The following is an 18,600-nucleotide window of genomic DNA, read 5'->3' as shown; positions in this document are numbered from 1 at the left end:
TCCGGAGAAATCTGGAGCAGATGATGAAAAGCATTCTTGCAACGATCGATATTGAAACCGGGTCGGAAACCGTTTTGTACGAAACGGACCGCCATCTGGAAGCGCCCAACTGGACGCCTGACGGGGCCGCACTGATTGTCAACGGTGGTGGCCGGCTCTACCGCTTCCCGCTCGACAATCCGGCGTTGATCGAGATCGGCACAGGCTTTGCCAAAGCTCTCAACAATGACCACGGCCTGTCACCGGATGGAACGATGCTGGCGGTCAGTGACGGGACAGAGACAGGGGAAAGCTGCATCTACACGTTACCGGTAACAGGCGGCGTGCCGCGGCGGATAACTTCGCAGACACCATCCTACTGGCACGGCTGGTCACCGGACGGAGAGACACTTGCCTACGTCGGCAAAAGGCCGGAAACCGGCGACACCTTCCAGGTGTTCACGATTGGCCAGAACGGTGGCGCGGAAAAACAGGTCACCCGTGACTTCGACCATTGCGACGGACCGGACTATACGCCTGACGGCAAGTGGATCTGGTTCAACGGTGAAAGATCGGGATCTGTTCAGCTCTGGCGCATCAGGCCGGACGGCAGCGATTTGCAGCAGATGACAAGCGACGAGCGGGTCAACTGGTTTCCGCATCCTTCGCCCGACGGCAGGTTTGTTGCCTATCTTGCCTATGAGGCTGGCACGACGGGACACCCGGCCAATCGGCCGGTCGAGCTTCGCCTGATGCCTGCCGACGGTGGTACTCCGCGTATCCTGCGGTCACTCTTCGGCGGCCAGGGAACGCTCAATGTTCCCTCCTGGGCCCCGGACAGCAGGCGCTTTGCCTATGTGAAATACGAGCCGTGACGGGACAGATGCGCGAGCGCTAGCGGGAGGTGGGCGGTACAAGCTGTGCATCGGCGGCTGTGGTCAGTCTCCGGACGCCCCACCGCAGCGTAACCGCAAGGCTGGACAGGATGATGAGCCCCAGGCCGGCAAGTTGCAGTGCGCTGATCAGATGGCCATAGGCAAGAGCATCCACCAGAACCGCACTGGCCGGATAAAGGAACAGCAGCACGGCAATGACTGGCGTCGTCAGTTTCGGCAAGGCCTTGTAGAGTACGACATAAACACCGCCTGTATGAACGAGGCCGATGATCGCCAGCCATCCCCATTGGTCTGCCGATAGGGTCAGTGGACCGGCCGGGCTGAAGGCTGCCAGCATCAAGGTACCGGTGGCAAACTGAACGGTGGCAAGTTGTGGAGCGGAAATTCCCGTCAGTCCCTTGGCGATGATTGTCACGCCGGCATAAAGAAATGCGGCCGCCAGGGTTGCGGCGAGGCCAAGGAAATAGGACCGGTCTGCCGTCAGTTCCATTCCGCTCAGCCCGGTGGCCAGTGCAAGGCCGACCAGAGCGAGACCGATCCACAGGAGGGTGACGGCCTGTAGCCTTTCCCGAAAGACGAAGGCGCCCAGAACCACCACGAGAAACGGCTGGATGTGGAACGTGATGGTGGCAACGGCAATACCGGTTCTCTGGATACCTTCGAAGAACAACACCCAATTGCCTGCCATCAGAACGCCGCTGGCAACAGCCATGGCCAGGATGCGCGGCGATAGTCTGGCAAGCCGGGCTAGATCACCCCGATACCAGCAGTAGAGAGCCAGGGCCAGACCTCCGATCGCACATCGATAGAAGGCGACGGTAACGGGGTCCGCACCACTTTCCAGAACGCACAATCCGATTGTACCAAGCAGGGTCTGCGCCGCGATAAGGCCGATCATGCCTTCCATCTGTCTGGTCATGGGACGTGTCCTGACTGGCGGCGATTGCACACCGCAAACTGATACAACATCGACGCATTTCCGCCGCTGGACTGTAAATTGAGGCCTCTTTCATTGTTTGGTCAAACGATATAATCTGAATATACTTGTTGAAAAAATTGAAGAATAATGCAGCTCGATCACGCTCTTCTGCGAACCTTTCTCGCCTGTGTCGACGCGATGAGCTTCTCTCGCGCGGCAACGCGCGTGCACAAGTCACCTGCGACCGTGTCCATGCAGATCCAGCGGCTGGAAGACCGCATCGGCAAGCCGTTGTTTGTGCGCGATACACGCAACCTCGCGCTCACGCGCGCTGGAGAGGAGCTGGAAGGTTACGCCAGACGGATCCTGCGCCTGCATGACGAGGCGGTGGAAGCCTTTCGCAGGCCTGACATGGAAGGCTCGGTCACCATCGGTGCGCCGGACGATTACATTGCCGCCATGCTGCCGGATGTTTTGCGACGGTTCGCAAGCCTGTTTCCACGTGTGGAGCTGAATGTCGTCTGTGCCCAGTCGACGGCACTGCTGCCGCAGGTCGATGAGGGCAAGATCGACCTGGCGATCGTTACGCGTACGGGCGGCACGGAAGGGCGTCTGATCCGCCGGGAGCCGATGGTCTGGATCAGCTCCCGCGATGGTCAGGCGCTGGAGCGTGACCCGCTCCCCGTAGCCCTTTACGAGCCTGGCAGCCAGGCTCGGACAGTGACCCTGGCGGCGCTGGGCCGCAGCGGCCTGCGATACCGCTCCGCCTATTCCAGTTTCAGCCATTCAGCGCTGGTCACGCTTGTCGAGGCGGGCCTTGCCGTTGCCGCCGTCGTGCAGATGGCGGTTCCCCCAACAGTGGAACGTGTAGATCAGGACCGAGGTCTGCCGCCACTGGAGCCGCTGGACATCATCCTGGTACGCAGCAAACGGGCTGAATCCAGAGCTTGTGAAGCCCTTGCAACAGCCCTCCTGGAAGGGGAGGTGAAAACGAGATGAACGGATGTCCTGAATGCACAGGACAGGCATCGTTCAATCGTCGTCCTTCAGCCCGTCAAAAGCCGCCAGTGCTTCAGCGCCGTAGATCATGGACGGACCTCCGCCCATATAGACCGAGACGCCGATCACTTCGAGGATCTCGTCCCTGTTCGCGCCGAGGCGTGCTGCGGCACGAGCATGATAGGCAAGGCAGCCGTCGCAGCGCGCGGTAATGCCGATGGCCAGTGCGATCAGTTCCTTGGTTTTTGCGTCGAGCGCGCCGGGAGCAGTCGCGGCTTTCGCCAGGGATCCGAAGCCTTTTGCGACCTCCGGAATGCCTTTGCGCACGGCGGCCATGCGTTCATCGGTTTGTGCAACGAATTCGTTCCAGTCGGAAACGGCCATACATCATCTCCATGTTGCCGGAAATCACGTCGGGCAGCCTAGGCTCGGACCGCAATACAGGCGTTGATGTGGCTCAAGCTTTGGTTGGCAGAGGATGACTTTGTCAGCCAGACAGCAAACGCCGCCCGAAACCGGGACGAAGCGATGGGCGCGGAGCCGATGTTGGTGACCAGACTGCGCCCATCGTCAATTTCAGCTCATGCGCAGTCTCAGTGAGCCGTCATTTCATGGACGATCTCGTCTCCGTTCAATGCCGCCGGATAATAGGTCGGCCAGTTGGTCAGTTCCTGGAGGATTTCCTGCCGGTCTTCACCCCAGTAAAGATGATAGTGATCGGACTTCGACGGTGCGATCCGGTGATCGCTGAACTGGATGAAGGCCGGGGCACTGTCATCACCTGCGGTTTTCCTGAAAATGAAGCGGACGCCGCGATTGCCTTTTTTGTAGTTCAGGATCTCGAAGCCGTCGGCAATGTACTGCCCTTCGAAGGCGCCGGCTTCGGTCTGGAAGGTCACGCTGTCCGCACCGATCACGATCCGGTCGACATCGGTGCGATAGCCCGTCTCGTAGTAGGCTTTGTACTCTTCAGCCGACTTGCTGCCATGTTCGGCCTTGTGGGCCATGACAGGATCGAGCGTTCCATCCTGAAGGTATGGATAGACGGATTGCCATTCGCCTTGCCAATCGGTGAGCTGACGCGGCTGGATCTGGCTGTCCTCGAAGTAACCCTTGTAAATCTGCCGCTCGGCATCACTCGAGTGATCATGTGAATGCTTGTGCGAATGGTCGTGTTTAGCCGAGTTGTCCTTGGCTTCTTGCGCCTGGATGGGAGCGGCCACGAGAAACGACGCTATGAGCGCACATGCGCCCGCCAGCCTGCCAAACCGTGATTGCATGGATCTGATCCTCTGCTGATTGGGGGAGGGAAAGTATCAAAATGATTAGTAATGTTATTACATTACTAAAACTGCCTACCGCAATCCACGTGGCCTGGCAATGTCAAAGTTACAATTTCCAGCCAGCCAGCCAGACAGACAAGCAGCCACGCCGCGGAGTGGGAGATAATCAGAAGGGATAAAGAGCGGGGTGTTCTTCTTGGGAAGACGCGCCTTCTGAAGGACAGCCGTCCGCAAGAGGGCGTACACGCCTGATAGCGAGTTGTTCGCTTCGTTTGAAAAGGTGCTGTAGATCGCTTCCGGGGATCAGGATCCGGGCAGGGCCTTCTCGATCGCGGCGGTCACGTCCGATGAAGTCGGCGGCACAGGCGTCGGGAACCAGGCAAGGATGCTGCCGTCTGGCCCGACGAGATACTTGTGGAAGTTCCAGTAGGGGCGTGCCGTGGGGCCAAGCTCGCTTGCGGCCCATCGATAAAAAGGATGGGCCTTTTCGCCTTTCACGACCGTCTTGGCGGCAAGTGGAAATTCGGCACCGTACTTGGCTTCGCAGAACTTTGCGATGTCGCCGTCAGCGCGCGGTTCCTGGCCGCCGAAATCGTTGGACGGAACCCCGAGTACAAGCAAGCCGCGGTCCGAATAGGATTCATGCAGCTTCTGCAAGCCGGCCAGTTGCCCGCTGAAGCCGCATTCCGTTGCCGTGTTAACGATCAGAATGGCCTTGCCGGCGTAATCCTTGAGCGCAATCGGTTCGCCATAGGGCATTTCGAAGGTGAAGGCATGGGCCGACTGAGCTGCTTCGCCTTGGCCCTCGAGATCCTTGGCTTGAGCAACGGCACAAAGACACGTTGCCGCCAGACACCAGACGAAAGAAAGAAGCCGGTACATTTCAACACCCTCACGCTTTGGCAATGGTACGCGCCGGGGCTGGCAACAGATCACCGCGTGTGTGCCGCAGTACCTGAATGCCGGTTGCCTTCTGTCGGCCGTTACCCGCCGCGGAACCCGGAACTCGACCGACTGCCGAAACCGCCACGTGAAGCGACGGAAGTCCTTGTCTGGACTTTTGCCGGCTTGGGCGGTGTCTTCACCGCATCGTCATAGGTACGCCAGCTGCCGCCGCCATAACTGCCGACGTAATAGCCGCCGGATGTGTAGTAGCGTTTGCTGCCGCGTTCCGGATAAACCGGGCGCACGTTGCTCTGGATCAGTTGGTTGGTAACGGCGCCGGTCAGTGCCCCTGCCAGGAAATAACCTGCCGGAAACGGCGTGTAGTAGGAAGATCCGTCGGTGGCACTGTCGTAGGCGCAAACGTTGTTGCCGTGTTGCTCGTTACACAGGTTGACGGTGTCATAGCGTGGTCCGGAGGCCTTGTGGATTGACTTGCCGGCGGTAATTGCCTCGACACAAACCTCGTCCGGGACGTAGCTGTCGGCGACACATTCCGCCTCGGTCTTGTAGACCCGGCCATCCAGCGTCGGTTCGTCCGAGCAGCCTGCAATGGTCACGGTCGTCGTTGCCATGACCACCAGCTTGATCGACTTGGAGCGTTTCATGAATTTTCTCCCGACCTTCAAACGGTCTGATGAAATGCTTTGCGTGATACGGTTCGGGGCATCAGCGCAGGGCGGCCCGTACCGCCACGGTCAGTAGGTGATGCAGGCGGCGTTCAGCAGGCCGACCGTCAATGAAATGGCAGCAAGATTGGTGCTGATTGCCATTTCACCACCCTTGATCCGGTCCGTGACCTTCGGGAAGAACCGGCGGAAGACCTGGTAGACCACAAGCTGTGCGGCACAGGCGATGATGCCCCAGATGATGAAGTCGATGATGCTCACGGAATTCGCCGCGGCGCTGGCCAGCGGCAGCGAAAAGCCGAGGAAGGCAGCGCTGAAGACCACCGAAGCGGCAACGTTGTTTTCCTTGATCAACGCCATTTCGTCATGCGGTGTCATGACGGTATAGATTTTCATGAAAATCAGCAGCATGACGATGGCTGTAATGAAATAGGCAATAAAAGGAACAATGCCTGAAAGGGACGCCTGAAGGTCTGCCATATTGGTCTCCACTATTCAGTTCAGACAGAAAAATTGTGCCGCTCAAGCGGGAAGCCTAGCATGAACGCGACGCTGCGTTCCGCATTTTCCGGCTCTTCCATGTTGACGAGCAGCATTTCGTCCCGGCCGTCCTGCAGGGGGCGGGCAAAAAGCATGGCGGTCTGGAATATCTTGCGCCTTCCGCGGCCTTCGCGGTCGTCGCACACTTCCTCCCAGTAGGTCATCGGATCTTCCGGCGCAGTCGACGTATCGAACCAGGCCCGCTCGAAACGGTAGTCGCGATCTTCGCCCGGCAGTGAAAAGCTCGTCTGTCGGATCGCGGATTTCACCCGGTTCCACTCGGTGTCGCCGGTCGGGTACTGCACGTCATAGAAGTACCACAGCATGATCTCGTCGACCCGCTCGTCGTTCTTGCCGTCGCCGCCCTGAAACTGGATCAGGAAGCGGTCGTCGTCAGGATAGAAACGATGCATGTGCGATTGTTCGCCAAGGTCGCAATGCCCCTGGGCGGTGATCATCAGCGTGGTGTCGGGACGTTCGATCAGACTGTCGGCAGGCAGCAGGCGAAGCGCGATCGGATCAAAGGAAATGCCTCTGCCGATGGTCAGACCGAGAACTTCCGGCGGCTGCCAGCCTTTGTCCTTCTTGTTAAACAGTGATCCGAACATCAGCTCCCCCCAGACCGGCCGTGATCTCGCCCGCCGCGAGACGTTTGTTGGCGAGATAATAGATCGAGCCGCCTGTCTTCAACGTCTTGGGGAAAGGTCTGAACAGGAAATCCGGATCGTCCGGCTGGGAAACCGCAATCAGCGTACCTTCAGCGCCTGAAAGGGCCTGTTCCAGTTTGTCGGTTTCGGTGCCGCCACCGCTTTGGACGATGGCCGAATAAATGGTCGCGCCGAGGCCCGCTGTGGAAAGGGCCATCAGGATCTGACCCGCGCCGGGGTCCTGCGCAGCGCGTACCAGTGCTTCGCAGGCGTTCGACACCACCGGTTCGATTCGCGCAAGGTTGCCTGCGCGCCGGGCGGTGTCTCGGTCCTCGAAATAGGCCGCAATGTGAACGGTCTCGTTAAGTTCGCGAATGGCAAGGCAGGTGTTGAAGGTTTCCGCATCCGAGCCGGCGTAGACCAGCACTTTCTGCGCACCTGGAATGGCCGCACGGCGCAGCGACTGCAGGGCGTCCATGCGTTCGGCCCGGATCAGCCGCACGCCCTCCGGCACTTCCACGTTCTTGGAGTCCGCAAGCAGAATGATCTTGTCGTCTCCGTCCTGGCCGGCAACCAGGTTCTCCACCATCAAGGGTGTCTTGTCCCGGTGATAGCCGACAATCACCGTGGCGTTCTGCACGCGCTCATAGTTTCCGTTGCCGTCAGCCATACGCCTCACTCCTTCCACAAGGACACCCGTCAACCGGCCCAGGACGGCCGAGAAAATCAGCAACGCACCCGGAAAGAACCAGAAGGCGGCCACCATCCGGCCTGCTTCCGTCGACGGAGACAGGTCGCCGTAACCGACCGTCGAGGCGGTTGTCGCGGCAAAATAGATGAAGGTCAGCGGATTGCCCGTCAGGCCTGTTTCACCAGCCAGGAAAAACAGGATCCACGAGATCACCATATAAGCGCATATCAGCGTCGCAAGCAGCCAGAGCTTGAGCTCGAGGACGTGTTGGTAGAGCCGAGAAATGATGAGTTGCAGGATTGGCACCGCTGAAATTTGCCCCCTGTTTCGGTCGCCGGCTACTCTGACCAGAGCCCGCCCTATTGTCAATTCGGCATAGCTTTCCGAATAATCGCTTGAAACGGCTAGACGGGGCTTCTACTTGTTCGAGGCCGGATCCCGGCACCGGATTTGAAATGGAGGGCTTTGGATGAGTACGCGGCAATCTCCCTGGACACTTGCGGAGCTGAAGGAAGCTCTGGAGCAATCGGATTCCTTCGCGGCAGGTGAAATCAGCTGCACGGTGAGTTCCGATCAGGCCGGCGTGCTGGAAGTCCAGCTTCACTCGGCCGGTGAAATCACCCTGTTCATGGTTGTCGGCGAAACCCAGATCCTTACGTCCACGGTTCTGTGGCCTTGCGATGCCCAGGAGGACCCGGCCTCCTTCGAGGCGATGATGCTGCGCAATCACAAGAAGCTGCTGCCGCTCTGCGCCCTGTCCATCGATATGATCGACGGACGCGAATATTACGAGCTCTTCGGCGCCATGTCCGTGCGCTCGACACTGGATTCGGTCGAGACGGAATTGCGCACCATCGCCAACAGCGCTCTGGAGCTGGCCGCCGACGTCGGTCCCAAGGCCGCTGCCTGATCCCGCCGCCAATTTGAAGAAGGACATTTGAAAATGAGTGTTTGGGGCAAATTGATTACGGCGTTCAAGGGCCACGCCCACAATGCCGCGGAATCCGTTCAGGACGCCAACCTGATGACGATCCTGGAACAGGAAATCCGCGAAGCAAAACAGGCGATCGGTGCAGCCAAGGACGAAAAGGCGCGCATGGCGGCTAACCGCAAGCTGAAGGAAAAATCCGTCGCCGAACTGATGAGCGAAATCGAGCGGCGCACGGAAGCAGCCCGCAGTGCCAAGGCACAGGGCGACGAGCCGCTGGCCATCGAGATCATCGAGAGCGTGCTGAAACTGCGCGACAAGGCGGAAGCCGACCAGGCTCTGTTCGATCAGTACAAGTCCACCGAAGAGCGCATGGACAGCACCATTCGCCAGTCGATGAACAAGATCGAGACGCTGCAGCGCAAGATGGAAAGCGCAAAGGCCAACGAAGCGTTGATCAAGGCCCAGAAGGCGGCGTCCACCAACACCACGGCTTCCGACGGCCGGCTGGCCAGTGCGGTCGACAGCCTCGCACGCCTGGAACAGCGCCAGGCGGAACAGCAGGCCATGCTGGAAGCGGCTGAGGAAGACGCTCGCCTGGAAAGCGGCGCCGATCTGGAAGCCAAGATCAAGGCCCTGGAGAATCCGGCCCGCAACGACGTCCAGGCTCTTCTGGCGAAACTCTGACGCCCCGCTTGCACCATGAAGCGGATCGCAGTTCCTGAAAGACCGGGGTGGAAGGAAGAAGCCGAGCGCCTCGGCTTCGGCTTTCATACCATGTACGGCGCACCGTACTGGGACGAGACCCACGCCTATCAGTTTACTCTGCGCGAGATTGAGGACGACCTCGAGGACCCCTCGCAGGAGCTCTACGGCATGTGCCTCGATCTGGTGGATCGGGCTGTCCGTGACGACAGTCTCATGGACAAGATGGCGATCCCGGAAAAATACCGCTCCTGGATCCGCAATTCCTGGGAGCAGCAACAGCCCTCGCTTTATGGCCGCTTCGATTTCTTCTACGACGGCAACGGGCCAGCAAAGCTTCTCGAATTCAATGCCGACACGCCAACGGCGCTTTACGAAACCGGCTTCTTTCAGTGGATCTGGCTGGAGCAGCAGATGGCGGCTGGCGTTCTGCCGACCGACAGCGATCAATTCAACTCCGTTCAGGATCGCCTGATCGAGCGGTTCGCCGCCATGTTCGCGCCCGGCTATCACATCCACTTCGCGTCATCGAAGGATCACGATGAAGATCGTGCAACCGTGCGCTATCTGGAAGACTGCGCGCGGCAGGCGGGGCTGATACCGCATTTTGTTGCTGTGGAAGAGATCGGGCTCGACGGCGAGGGCCGGTTCGCCGACGCCGACAGTTTCGTGATCGACGCCCTGTTCAAGCTGTATCCCTACGAAGACATGCTGCGCGAGGATTACGGCCCCTATCTGCCCGATGCGCCGATACAGTTGCTTGAGCCACCCTGGAAGGCCGTGCTTTCGAACAAGGCAATCCTGCCGCTGCTCTGGCAGATGTTTCCGGACCATCCGAACCTGCTGCCGTCCTACTTCGAGGCGGAGGCGGATGAGGCATTCCTGAAGGGCCCGCATGTGCGCAAACCTTTCTTCAGTCGGGAGGGTGCCAACATCACGGTGCGCGGTATCGGATCTGAAGAACTCAGCACACCCGGCGGGTATGGCGCGGAAGGCCACATCCTGCAGGCCTATGCGGAACCGCCGAAATTCGTCGACGACTACGTCATGATCGGTTCATGGATTATTGGCGGCCAGGCATCGGGCATCTGCCTGCGTGAGGACAAGGCACCGGTGACGCAAGACCTGTCGCGGTTTGTGCCGCATGTCATTCTGGAAAGCTGATTGCCGAAAACGCGCTAGTTGACGGGGTATGGTTGGATGTGAAACCGACCCGGCGGCCGGGCGCGACCGTTATTATGGGTCGTTCTTGTTTTCGTGCGCCTCACGGCCGCCGGTCGGTTCACAGGCAGGCTGTGTCAGCCCGCCCTGAAGTGAAACCCGGTATCAGGACCGGCCGGCGGCAACTGATCTCGGCGGTGCCATGCCGTCATCCTGTTCCTGTCCGAAAAACGTTCCACCAAGCTGTCCGCCGGCGTTGGACTTGTCAGCGACCCGCTTGATCTTTTCTGCCTCCTGTTCGGCTTCCTTGCGAAGCTTCGGGCTGAGATCGTTCATGGAAAGGTCCATCTGGTCCTCCTGTGTTAGTTATGGGTCCATGGAATAAACGGAGCGCGCACAGGATGGTTCCTTGTCCGGCCTGGAGAGGGGGACGGCGGAACGGATTTCTGGACGGACAGAAACTCTGTAAATCGCGAAAAAGCGGGCTGTCTGGACGGTTCATGTTCCAGGCAGATTTTTTGCGGAAAATTTAAGTCGCGGGATGGAGAGACGCAGCTCCTCAAGAAGCTGCGTCTCTCGGCAAAAGGCCGTTTACAACGGTTGGAACGCTCCGTTCCAGTAAACCAGCGCGCCCGATGACTGGCTTTGCCGGATTGCACGCACCTTGCCGATGACAATCGAATGGGTCGCCCGGTCGATCATCTCCTCGACCTCGCAATCGAAAGCGGCCGGAGCATCTTCCAGCAGAAGAGCCCCGGTTTCCGCCGTGCGCCATGTGGCTCCGGCATAACGTTCCGCTCCCTTGACGCCGCCGAACCCCGAAAAGTTTTCGGCAACCTTGCGGTGCTCGGGCCCAAGCGAAGACCAGCCGAATTTCGGATACTTCTTCAGCAAGGGCCAACTGGAGGAAGCCTTGTTGACGCAGGCAAGCACCAGCGGCGGATCGGCGCTGAGAGACATTGCCGATGTGACGAGGAGGCCTGAAATGTCCTCTCCCTCACCGACCGTGATGATGGAACAATTGCCCACCAACGCCCGCATGGCGTTGGTGAATTCTCTGGACGGCACGGGGTCCATCACCGGATACCGGCTTCCGCAAGCAGCGGCAGAACATTGTCACGGAAATACGGGAACTCCTCGACATAGTCGACAAAGGAGAGCGTCGTTCCGGCAAAGCCTGTTTCGTGCAGTTTTAGGATGCCGTCGGCCACCTGCCGCGGAGTTCCAACCAGCGGGAACCCGCCGTGGCCCATGGCGAACAGGTTCTTGATCTGGGCCAGCAGGTCGTGCGGAAACGACTGCGCATGCGCGAACTGCAGATTGACCAGATTGTCCACCGCTTCCCAGTCTGCCAGATCGCCCATCAGCCGGTCTCGGAGGGCGGTCGCCTCTTCCTCAGTTTCCCGGCAGATGACGTGGCTGAAGGTCAGAACACCCACATCGCGCCCCTTCTCCGCCGCCTGCGCTTTCAGTTCCTTGATTTCATCGACGGACCGGTTGAGATCGATGGCAGGCGTGAACAGGTAGTCGGCATTGTCGGTGGCAAAGGTCCGTCCGGTTGCTGATCCTGCCGCGTTCAGGATCGGTGGCCGGCCGTTGACGGGCTTGGGGTCGCCAGCAACGTGCTTCAGGTTGAAGTATTTGCCCTCCCAGTCGAAATACTCCTTCGAGGTCCAGAGCTTCTCGACCACATCGAACCATTCCTGGGCGTAGCCGTAGCGGGTTTCGTGATCGTCGGGCAGGGTCAGGCCCAGGGCTTCGTATTCCGGCTTGTTCCAGCCCGCGACAATGTTCAGTCCCGCGCGGCCATTGCCCACCTGATCCATCGTGGCAATCTGCTTGGCGACGACCACCGGATTGTTTGCAGCTGTATGCACCGTGGCGAACACAGTGATGTTTTTCGTTGAGGCCAGCAGCGCGGTTGCCCAGGTGACCGTTTCCAGCACGCTGCCGTGAAAGTCCGTCTCGCCGCCGTAACCGATCCAGCGGGCGATCGGCAGCATGAAGTCGATGCCGGCATCATCCAGCATCTGGCCGAGTTTCAGGTTGTTTTCCCAGCTATTGACCCATCTGGACGGCGATTTGGTGACCGTCATCCCGGACGAGCAATTGGACGAAAAGGTCCCGAGTTTGAAGCCGTTCTTGTCTTGCATCATGTTGGTAGGCATGGATCCCCTCCATTTAGGATAGATTTTCAATTGTATTTTTTATTTGAAACTATGTGCAAAAACGCCCTTACGTCAAACTGAATCGCAGCTATATTCGATCTGAAAAAACGAAGAGGGACCGATGACCGGCAAGTCGGACGATCAGAAGCTCAACTATCACTGGCACCTTTCGGAGAACGATGCGGAGGTCGTCTGCACCGAGCTGGAATTCGCGTTGATGCGCTGTTTCGAGGCGTTCGGGCGATGGCAGACAGAATGCCTGGCGTCTGTCAGCGACGTTGGGGCGACCGGCCCGGAAAACGCACTGCTGCATATCGTGCGCATGAACGACCGGGCAAAAAGCATCAAGGAACTGGCCCGGCTTACCAACCGCGACGACATTCCGAACATCCAGTATTCGATGCGAAAACTCGTGGCGGCGGGGCTGATTGAAAAGCAGGGCTCGGGCCGCACGGGTGTGACCTATCAGGCGACACCGGAAGGCAAGAAGATCACCGATGATTACGGCGCTGTGCGCAAACGGCTGCTGATTGAGCAGATCTCAAGTCTGCCCGAATTCGACAAGCGCCTGAAAGAGGCAGGGCAAAGCCTCAATATCCTGGCGGGCATCTACGAAGAGATATCCCGCATCGCCGCGACCTACCGCCGGTAACGGTGGTTCCATACCATTGACGTGTATGGCCAGGCTTATCGCGCTGTTCCAGCGAGGAGCCGTCTCGCTGCGGCTCTGCTGCGGTTGGTGAGGTAAGTTTGCGCACTGTTGCGTTGCGGCTCTGGCAAGCGGGAGGAACTGTGATATGAGCGGGCCAGACGGCCTGGTCGAGACGGGCCACACCTTCAGCGCGGGTTAATTTTCAAAAATGTTGTCAGGGGTTTGTATCGGCGCCAACGATCTTTCGGCTGCCGGCCGGTTTTACGACGAAGTGCTTGCGACTATTGGCATGAAGCGGGTTTTTTCCGATCCCCGCGAGCTTGGCTATGCAGGTGCCGATGGCCGTATATCGCTGTTTGTCTTGTTGCCGTTTGACGGGCGGGCAGCCACATCGGGCAATGGTACGCAGGTCATGTTCTATGCGCCGGATGCGGAGGCCGTCAGGGCGTTTCATGCTGCTGCACTGCGGTGCGGTGGACGTGATGAAGGGGCACCCGGCCCTCGTTCCTATCACCCGGATTATTTCGGCGCTTATGTGCGTGATCTCGACGGTAACAAGCTGAATGTCTCCGTCAGCCTGGAAAACGGCACCACCGCCTGAACACGCAGTGTTGATCATCAGGCAAAGGAGTTGTCTTGATCGGGCCGGCCATTTTGGGTGCAAGAGGCGCTGGCCAGTTTCAGGAGATGCCAGCCCATGCCCAGATCAAGTCAGTCGATAATCGAGTTTGTGCGCCTGCCGGACATTCCGCTGGAAGAGCTGGTCGCGCATATGTCCGACCCGCGTGTCGGCACCCACATGCCGCTTCTGACCTTCTCATGGGATCTCGAGATGGCTGCGAAGTTCGTAGCGGCCAAGGAAGCCTGCTGGCAACGCGACGGACTTGGTCACTGGGCCTTTCTGGCAGACGGCCGCTATGTCGGCTGGGGTGGTTTTCAGAAAGAAGGCGAGGAGTGGGATTTCGGGCTGGTGCTGCACCCGGCAGCCTTTGGCCTCGGCATGCCGATCACCAGAAAGGCGCTGGCCTTTGCCAGTGAAGACCCGCGCATTCCATTCGTCACCTTCCTGCTGCCGCCGTCCCGACGGAACCTCGGTGCACTGCGTCGGATGGGGGCACGTTTCATCGGCGAGACCGATTATGACGGCACGCGTTTCCTGAAATACCGGCTGGAAACATCAGGCCCCGTTGGCGCGGTCAGCCGGACAGCTTGACCGTCTCCACATTGACGTGACTTGCCTTTCCGGCGAACCAGCCGTTGATGGCGGCGCCAAGGCCAAGCGCCACGAACAGCACCGCACTCCAGGCAAAGCTTCCCGTCCAGCTTCGGATGAGGCCGACGATCAGTGGGCCGATGGCGGCAAGCGTATAGCCGACGCATTGGGCCATGCCCGAAAGCTGCGCAGCGGAATGGGAATCCTGTGTCCGCAACACGATGACCGTAAGCGCCACCGCAATCAGTCCGCCCTGGCCGATGCCCTGCAGCACCGCCCAGATCCAGACGGTGGACAGTGGCGCGAATTGCAGGCCGAGCAGGGCTATAACCGCTATGGCGCAAAGTGCGACGTTGATCAGCCGCTGGTCCTTGCCGCGAACGGCAAGATGCGGTGCTATCAGGCAGGCGGCAGCCTGCACCATCACCGACACCGACACGATTGCGCCGGCAGTGACGCCGTCCAGCCCGCGGGCGCGGAGGATCGGTACCAGCCAGCCGAAGACGCAATAGGCAAGTGCGGATTGCAGACCCATGAACAGGGTCACGTGCCAGGCCAGCCTGTCACCCCACATGCCCTTCACCACATAAGTCGGACCCTTGGGGCGCTTGCGCGTCGCCATGACCTGCGGAAACCACAGGACGGCCACCACGAGTGCCGGCACGGCCCAGATCGCAAGCGCGCCCTCGATCGAACCACCGAGGGCCGCTTCAAACGGAATGGTCAATCCTGCGCCGGCGGCAGCGCCCGCGCAAAGTGCCATGGTGTACCACCCGGTCACCAGTGCGGCCTTGTCGGGGAAATCGCGCTTGACGAGCCCGGGCAGAAGTACGTTGCCAACCGCGATACAGGCACCCGCCAACGCCGTTCCAAGAAACAGCAACGGCACGGAGGACGTTCCTCGTGCTGCCGTTCCAATGGCCAGCAAAACCACGACAGCAAGCAATGTGCGTTCCGTGCCGATGCGGCGGGCAAGGCGTGGAGCCAGCGGTGAGAACAGGCCGAGACACACAACGGGCAGTGTCGTCAGAAGGCTTGCGCCCGTTGGCGACAGGCCAAAATTTTCGCGGATTTCCAGAAGCAGCGCCGACGCGCTGGAAAAGACCGGACGCAGGTTGAAGGCGATCAGTACCAGACTTGCGCCCAGCAGAAACCGCACCAGTCCGCTCTGCGTCGCCGGCTGGGATTGCTCAGCGGAAACGTCAATGTCTTCGGCATCGATCAGTTCGATCGAGCCGGGATCGATTTCAGATGCCTGTGTCATGAGCCGAGCAGTCGCTCCAGGTCTCTCAGGACAGGGGCCATGAACCGGCGGACGGCGGCCTCGGCCAGTTCCGGGTCGCCTGTCTCGATGGCATCGACAATGGCCGCGTGGGCCGCCATATCGGGTTCCTGCAGGTCTTTTCCAAGCGTAGCCTCGATGGTCTCGCCGATCAGACTGGAGAAGAATTCGTACATGTTGACCAGAACGAAGTTTTGCGAGGCCGCGACAACAGCCCGGTGAAAGGCAAGGTCGCGCTCCACGAAACCGGCCTTGTCGTGACCATCATAGTTTCCGCGCTCCGTGAGCAAGCGGCGCAGCTCCGAAATCACCTCTGGTGTCTGGCGATGAGCGGCCAGCCTGGCGGCCTCCGCATCCAGCGCCAGCCTGGCCTCGAACTGGTCACGCAGGGTCGCGCGACGCGCCATGGTCAATGGCCCGATGGCATCGACGACCGACAGCACATAGGTGCCCGAGCCCTGCCGTGTTTCCAGGTAGCCTTGCGAAACAAGCACGCGCACGGCTTCGCGCACGGTGCCACGGCTGATGGAAAGCTGCGCCGAGAGCTGAGCCTCGTTGGGCAGCTTTTCCCCCACGGACCAGCGATTGCCCACGATTTCCGCCCGGATCGCCTCGGCTGCGCTGTCAACCAGGCTCGTTTTTGCCAGAGATTGCATTTGAAGTCACCAAATCATCAGATGACTTGATCATAGGGGTGATGACGCGGCTTGTCCATCGGCGAAATCGCGTGACGGAAAGACGCCTTTTCAGGTGTTGTCCCTGTCGAACAGCTCATGTGTCCGGTCGCGGGGATGTCGAGGCTTCAGTTGCCTCGCAAGGGCGCATCGCCTTGATCGCATCTTGCTGGCCGAGATCCCTCAAAAGGTGTGATGCTGCGCATTGCAACAATGACAAATAATGTGACGTGGAAGACAGACGCATTCGCGGGGGACGTGGCTATTTGGCTGCACCGGCAAGCCTACGAAAGACGCCGATTACGCATACAGCTTCAGGGGCCATTGAGGGGGCCTAACCAAGGGAGAGTGAATGTGGCCGAGTCTTTTTTTCTGCCTTACGAATACGTCGACGTTCTGACAAATCCTGGCCTGCAGACCAGCGCCGGCCGGGTCAAGCTTACGCAGTATCTTTGCAAGGACCGTGGTAACGGCGGCAACGACAGCGCAACCAGTTTTTTCAAGAATTTCCGTTGGATCAAGGATCCCCACGGCATCACGCTGAACCAGCATGTCGGCGGCCGCGAGATCGACCTGGCGCTGAAAGGCCAGGGAAACGACAAGACATTCGTCAAGATCTGGAACTTCATGCTGAAGAACAAGGATCTTTTGGACAAGTACAAGGTTGAGGTCTGCGGCCGCGCGAACAAGGACGGCTCCAAGGATGTCGAGCAGACCGGCAAGATCAAGAAACTCTACTTCGACAAGATGTCCGATCAGGCGGCACTGCAACAGATGGTGCAAGACCGCTTTTTCGGTATGGATTGCATAGGTTTTATCGCCAATTTCCTGATATTCACTGGTGAGTGGGACAAGTATTACGGTGTTTCACCCCGGCGGTATCCGGATCATGTCGCCAAGACCAACATCGACGACATCAACGAGGTCAAGCCACTCGATTTCATGGTCTGGAACGGACATGTGGCGATGATCGACTGGGTCTGGGAAGTTCTGGACGAGAAACGCGCGCGTATCGACATGTGCCAGAGCTCCAGCGGTGGTCCGCAATGCAACGAATACGTGATCCTGCGCCGTACCGGTGGCAAGGGTCTAAAGGGCGGTTGCGAATTCACGATCGACGGCGGCACCCCGGCCCCACCTGTGCGTGGCCATTTCACCATCTGGCGGCGGGAAGGGTTCTGGTATTGAGCACCAAGGTCCATTGGCGCGACAGGTTCATGTTGTCACTTGCCGCGCCGTTCAGGATTGCCCGTCAGACCAGGGTTGGGTTGAGCTGTGCGAAAGCCTCCTGCCTCTGATAGGGAAAATGCGGATAGGGAGCAGTCCGCGCGCTCGAGGCATCAAGACGGGCAATCTGCTCGTCCGTCAGCGCCCAACCCGTTGCTCCCAGATTGTCGCGAAGTTGCGCTTCGTTGCGCGCCCCGATGATGACCGACGCGACAGTGGGGCGTTGAAGCAGCCAGTTGATCGCCACTTGCGGGACTGTCTTGCCGGTTTCTTCTGCAATCGCATCCAGAACGTCGACGACCGAATAGAGCAGATCGTCTTCCACGGGAGGTCCGAAACTTGCGGTCTCATGCAGTCGGCTGCCCTCGGGGATCGGATTGTTCCTGCGGATCTTGCCGGTCAGCCGACCCCAGCCAAGCGGGCTCCATACCATGGCGCCCAGGCCCTGGTCTGCGCCGAGAGGCATCAGGTCCCACTCGTAGTCCCGTCCGACGAGAGAATAATAGACCTGGTTTGCGACATAGCGCGGCCAGCCGTGTTTTTCCGCAACGGCCAGTGATTTCATGATCTGCCATCCGGAGAAGTTGGAAACGCCGATATAGCGGATTTTCCCGTCGCGGACGAGCTGGTCGAGCGTCGACAGCACCTCTTCCACCGGGGTGAACGCGTCGAATGCATGCAGTTGCAGAAGATCGATATGGTCCGTTCCAAGGCGCTTGAGTGCGGCCTCGACACCCCTGATCAGCCTGAAGCGTGAAGACCCTGCCTCATTGGGGCCGTCCCCCAGGGGGAGGCTCATTTTCGTGGAGAGCAGCACCGCGTCGCGGCGGCCCTTGATTGCTTCACCGAGCACTTCTTCCGAAGCACCTTCGGAGTAGTTGTCCGCGGTGTCGAACAGGTTGACGCCGGCCTCGAGGCAGATGTCGACGAGGCGGCGCGCTTCTGCGACGTCCGTTGTGCCCCAATGACTGAAGAGTGGGCCGGAGCCGCCGAATGTGCCGGCGCCGAAGCTGAGGGCGGGAACCTTGAGCCCGGAGTTTCCAAGATTGCGATAGTCCATGTCGG

23 protein-coding genes are annotated in these 18,600 nt (G+C 59.5%); 9 read left to right on the top strand and 14 right to left on the bottom strand.

The genetic code is table 11. The features are described from left to right. Window positions 1-23: 23 nt before the first annotated feature. On the top strand, window positions 24-854 hold the full coding sequence (locus HEP89_RS05345) for a PD40 domain-containing protein (RefSeq protein ID WP_168691489.1): 831 nt from the start codon (window positions 24-26) through the stop codon (window positions 852-854). Between the two features lie 19 nt (window positions 855-873). On the opposite strand, the gene HEP89_RS05340 is transcribed toward HEP89_RS05345, so the two are convergent. Then, on the bottom strand, window positions 874-1,794 hold the full coding sequence (locus HEP89_RS05340; RefSeq protein WP_168691488.1) for a DMT family transporter: 921 nt from the start codon (window positions 1,792-1,794) through the stop codon (window positions 874-876). 147 nt (window positions 1,795-1,941) lie between these two features. Here HEP89_RS05340 and HEP89_RS05335 point away from each other — a divergent pair, with 147 nt between their 5' ends. After that, a complete protein-coding gene (locus HEP89_RS05335) occupies window positions 1,942-2,793 on the top strand; it encodes a LysR substrate-binding domain-containing protein (RefSeq protein WP_062490736.1) in 852 nt (283 codons plus the stop codon). 33 nt (window positions 2,794-2,826) lie between these two features. Here the strand turns inward: HEP89_RS05335 and HEP89_RS05330 are convergent, their stop codons facing one another. From HEP89_RS05330 to HEP89_RS05300, 7 genes are all read right to left on the bottom strand, one after another. Beyond that, window positions 2,827-3,177: a carboxymuconolactone decarboxylase family protein gene (locus HEP89_RS05330; RefSeq protein ID WP_022998930.1), complete on the bottom strand. Its 351-nt coding sequence runs from the start codon at window positions 3,175-3,177 to the stop codon at window positions 2,827-2,829. Between the two features lie 209 nt (window positions 3,178-3,386). Continuing rightward, complete coding sequence (locus HEP89_RS05325) at window positions 3,387-4,073, bottom strand: metal-binding protein ZinT (protein WP_168691487.1); 687 nt, start codon at window positions 4,071-4,073, stop codon at window positions 3,387-3,389. 306 nt (window positions 4,074-4,379) lie between these two features. After that, on the bottom strand, window positions 4,380-4,958 hold the full coding sequence (locus HEP89_RS05320) for a glutathione peroxidase (protein WP_168691486.1): 579 nt from the start codon (window positions 4,956-4,958) through the stop codon (window positions 4,380-4,382). Between the two features lie 101 nt (window positions 4,959-5,059). After that, entirely contained in the window at window positions 5,060-5,626 is a 567-nt protein-coding gene (locus HEP89_RS05315) for a DUF1190 domain-containing protein (protein ID WP_022998927.1), read from the bottom strand. A gap of 90 nt (window positions 5,627-5,716) precedes the next feature. Next, window positions 5,717-6,127, bottom strand: coding sequence for a DUF350 domain-containing protein (locus HEP89_RS05310; RefSeq protein ID WP_022998926.1), 411 nt, complete (start codon window positions 6,125-6,127; stop codon window positions 5,717-5,719). A 20-nt stretch (window positions 6,128-6,147) separates the two neighbouring features. Beyond that, on the bottom strand, window positions 6,148-6,795 hold the full coding sequence (locus HEP89_RS05305) for a DUF2491 family protein (protein ID WP_022998925.1): 648 nt from the start codon (window positions 6,793-6,795) through the stop codon (window positions 6,148-6,150). Further along, complete coding sequence (locus tag HEP89_RS05300) at window positions 6,776-7,831, bottom strand: ion channel (protein WP_022998924.1); 1,056 nt, start codon at window positions 7,829-7,831, stop codon at window positions 6,776-6,778. Before HEP89_RS05300 ends, HEP89_RS05305 begins: the two co-directional genes overlap by 20 nt. A gap of 163 nt (window positions 7,832-7,994) precedes the next feature. Between HEP89_RS05300 and HEP89_RS05295 the strand changes: the two genes are divergently transcribed. Genes HEP89_RS05295 through HEP89_RS05285 form a run of 3 tightly spaced genes read left to right on the top strand, consistent with a single transcriptional unit; the run spans window position 7,995 to window position 10,322 of the window. Further along, complete coding sequence (locus HEP89_RS05295; protein WP_022998923.1) at window positions 7,995-8,435, top strand: DUF2170 family protein; 441 nt, start codon at window positions 7,995-7,997, stop codon at window positions 8,433-8,435. A 33-nt stretch (window positions 8,436-8,468) separates the two neighbouring features. Then, entirely contained in the window at window positions 8,469-9,140 is a 672-nt protein-coding gene (locus tag HEP89_RS05290) for a PspA/IM30 family protein (RefSeq protein ID WP_168691485.1), read from the top strand. Between the two features lie 15 nt (window positions 9,141-9,155). Beyond that, window positions 9,156-10,322 (top strand): glutathionylspermidine synthase family protein, encoded by a 1,167-nt coding sequence (locus HEP89_RS05285; RefSeq protein WP_168691484.1) that lies wholly within the window; start codon window positions 9,156-9,158, stop codon window positions 10,320-10,322. A 162-nt stretch (window positions 10,323-10,484) separates the two neighbouring features. Here the strand turns inward: HEP89_RS05285 and HEP89_RS05280 are convergent, their stop codons facing one another. The 3 genes from HEP89_RS05280 to HEP89_RS05270 form a co-directional block, all read right to left on the bottom strand. Continuing rightward, the gene (locus HEP89_RS05280) at window positions 10,485-10,667 is read right to left on the bottom strand and encodes a hypothetical protein (RefSeq protein WP_022998920.1); all 183 of its coding nucleotides are present in this window, start codon (window positions 10,665-10,667) and stop codon (window positions 10,485-10,487) included. 243 nt (window positions 10,668-10,910) lie between these two features. Further along, window positions 10,911-11,396: a flavin reductase family protein gene (locus HEP89_RS05275; RefSeq protein ID WP_077290958.1), complete on the bottom strand. Its 486-nt coding sequence runs from the start codon at window positions 11,394-11,396 to the stop codon at window positions 10,911-10,913. After that, the gene (locus HEP89_RS05270) at window positions 11,396-12,487 is read right to left on the bottom strand and encodes an LLM class flavin-dependent oxidoreductase (RefSeq protein ID WP_077290957.1); all 1,092 of its coding nucleotides are present in this window, start codon (window positions 12,485-12,487) and stop codon (window positions 11,396-11,398) included. The genes HEP89_RS05275 and HEP89_RS05270 overlap by 1 nt, the downstream gene beginning before the upstream one ends. 121 nt (window positions 12,488-12,608) lie before the next feature. Between HEP89_RS05270 and HEP89_RS05265 the strand changes: the two genes are divergently transcribed. The 3 genes from HEP89_RS05265 (at window position 12,609) to HEP89_RS05255 (ending at window position 14,352) form a co-directional block, all read left to right on the top strand. Continuing rightward, entirely contained in the window at window positions 12,609-13,139 is a 531-nt protein-coding gene (locus HEP89_RS05265) for a winged helix DNA-binding protein (protein ID WP_022998917.1), read from the top strand. A gap of 208 nt (window positions 13,140-13,347) precedes the next feature. Beyond that, window positions 13,348-13,740: a VOC family protein gene (locus HEP89_RS05260; RefSeq protein WP_022998916.1), complete on the top strand. Its 393-nt coding sequence runs from the start codon at window positions 13,348-13,350 to the stop codon at window positions 13,738-13,740. 96 nt (window positions 13,741-13,836) lie between these two features. Continuing rightward, window positions 13,837-14,352 carry a GNAT family N-acetyltransferase gene (locus HEP89_RS05255; protein WP_077290956.1) on the top strand — a complete coding sequence of 172 codons (516 nt, stop codon included), beginning with the start codon at window positions 13,837-13,839 and terminating at the stop codon, window positions 14,350-14,352. Here the strand turns inward: HEP89_RS05255 and HEP89_RS05250 are convergent. Beyond that, the gene (locus HEP89_RS05250; RefSeq protein WP_077290955.1) at window positions 14,336-15,616 is read right to left on the bottom strand and encodes an MFS transporter; all 1,281 of its coding nucleotides are present in this window, start codon (window positions 15,614-15,616) and stop codon (window positions 14,336-14,338) included. The genes HEP89_RS05255 and HEP89_RS05250 overlap by 17 nt on opposite strands. Next, on the bottom strand, window positions 15,613-16,290 hold the full coding sequence (locus HEP89_RS05245) for a FadR/GntR family transcriptional regulator (RefSeq protein WP_077290954.1): 678 nt from the start codon (window positions 16,288-16,290) through the stop codon (window positions 15,613-15,615). The genes HEP89_RS05250 and HEP89_RS05245 overlap by 4 nt, the downstream gene beginning before the upstream one ends. A gap of 372 nt (window positions 16,291-16,662) precedes the next feature. Here HEP89_RS05245 and HEP89_RS05240 point away from each other — a divergent pair, with 372 nt between their 5' ends. Then, on the top strand, window positions 16,663-17,496 hold the full coding sequence (locus HEP89_RS05240) for a hypothetical protein (protein ID WP_077290953.1): 834 nt from the start codon (window positions 16,663-16,665) through the stop codon (window positions 17,494-17,496). A gap of 64 nt (window positions 17,497-17,560) precedes the next feature. On the opposite strand, the gene HEP89_RS05235 is transcribed toward HEP89_RS05240, so the two are convergent. Further along, complete coding sequence (locus HEP89_RS05235) at window positions 17,561-18,595, bottom strand: aldo/keto reductase (protein WP_077290952.1); 1,035 nt, start codon at window positions 18,593-18,595, stop codon at window positions 17,561-17,563. Window positions 18,596-18,600: the final 5 nt, after the last annotated feature.

The sequence above is a fragment of the Labrenzia sp. 5N genome (assembly GCF_012395805.1).
GTDB lineage: Bacteria > Pseudomonadota > Alphaproteobacteria > Rhizobiales > Stappiaceae > Roseibium > Roseibium algicola.
The sequence above is the reverse complement of the archived record's forward strand: the minus strand, read 5'-3'. Positions and strand labels throughout refer to the sequence as shown.

Excerpts from the sequence above, each read along its gene's own strand:
- HEP89_RS05345 (WP_168691489.1), top strand. The coding sequence starts at position 24 with ATGAAAAGCATTCTTGCAACGATCGATATTGAAACCGGGTCGGAAACC.
- HEP89_RS05340 (WP_168691488.1), bottom strand. The coding sequence starts at position 1,794 with ATGACCAGACAGATGGAAGGCATGATCGGCCTTATCGCGGCGCAGACC.
- HEP89_RS05335 (WP_062490736.1), top strand. The coding sequence starts at position 1,942 with ATGCAGCTCGATCACGCTCTTCTGCGAACCTTTCTCGCCTGTGTCGAC.
- HEP89_RS05330 (WP_022998930.1), bottom strand. The coding sequence starts at position 3,177 with ATGGCCGTTTCCGACTGGAACGAATTCGTTGCACAAACCGATGAACGC.
- HEP89_RS05325 (WP_168691487.1), bottom strand. The coding sequence starts at position 4,073 with ATGCAATCACGGTTTGGCAGGCTGGCGGGCGCATGTGCGCTCATAGCG.
- HEP89_RS05320 (WP_168691486.1), bottom strand. The coding sequence starts at position 4,958 with ATGTACCGGCTTCTTTCTTTCGTCTGGTGTCTGGCGGCAACGTGTCTT.
- HEP89_RS05315 (WP_022998927.1), bottom strand. The coding sequence starts at position 5,626 with ATGAAACGCTCCAAGTCGATCAAGCTGGTGGTCATGGCAACGACGACC.
- HEP89_RS05310 (WP_022998926.1), bottom strand. The coding sequence starts at position 6,127 with ATGGCAGACCTTCAGGCGTCCCTTTCAGGCATTGTTCCTTTTATTGCC.
- HEP89_RS05305 (WP_022998925.1), bottom strand. The coding sequence starts at position 6,795 with ATGTTCGGATCACTGTTTAACAAGAAGGACAAAGGCTGGCAGCCGCCG.
- HEP89_RS05295 (WP_022998923.1), top strand. The coding sequence starts at position 7,995 with ATGAGTACGCGGCAATCTCCCTGGACACTTGCGGAGCTGAAGGAAGCT.
- HEP89_RS05290 (WP_168691485.1), top strand. The coding sequence starts at position 8,469 with ATGAGTGTTTGGGGCAAATTGATTACGGCGTTCAAGGGCCACGCCCAC.
- HEP89_RS05285 (WP_168691484.1), top strand. The coding sequence starts at position 9,156 with ATGAAGCGGATCGCAGTTCCTGAAAGACCGGGGTGGAAGGAAGAAGCC.
- HEP89_RS05280 (WP_022998920.1), bottom strand. The coding sequence starts at position 10,667 with ATGGACCTTTCCATGAACGATCTCAGCCCGAAGCTTCGCAAGGAAGCC.
- HEP89_RS05275 (WP_077290958.1), bottom strand. The coding sequence starts at position 11,396 with ATGGACCCCGTGCCGTCCAGAGAATTCACCAACGCCATGCGGGCGTTG.
- HEP89_RS05270 (WP_077290957.1), bottom strand. The coding sequence starts at position 12,487 with ATGCCTACCAACATGATGCAAGACAAGAACGGCTTCAAACTCGGGACC.
- HEP89_RS05265 (WP_022998917.1), top strand. The coding sequence starts at position 12,609 with ATGACCGGCAAGTCGGACGATCAGAAGCTCAACTATCACTGGCACCTT.
- HEP89_RS05260 (WP_022998916.1), top strand. The coding sequence starts at position 13,348 with ATGTTGTCAGGGGTTTGTATCGGCGCCAACGATCTTTCGGCTGCCGGC.
- HEP89_RS05255 (WP_077290956.1), top strand. The coding sequence starts at position 13,837 with ATGCCCAGATCAAGTCAGTCGATAATCGAGTTTGTGCGCCTGCCGGAC.
- HEP89_RS05250 (WP_077290955.1), bottom strand. The coding sequence starts at position 15,616 with ATGACACAGGCATCTGAAATCGATCCCGGCTCGATCGAACTGATCGAT.
- HEP89_RS05245 (WP_077290954.1), bottom strand. The coding sequence starts at position 16,290 with ATGCAATCTCTGGCAAAAACGAGCCTGGTTGACAGCGCAGCCGAGGCG.
- HEP89_RS05235 (WP_077290952.1), bottom strand. The coding sequence starts at position 18,595 with ATGGACTATCGCAATCTTGGAAACTCCGGGCTCAAGGTTCCCGCCCTC.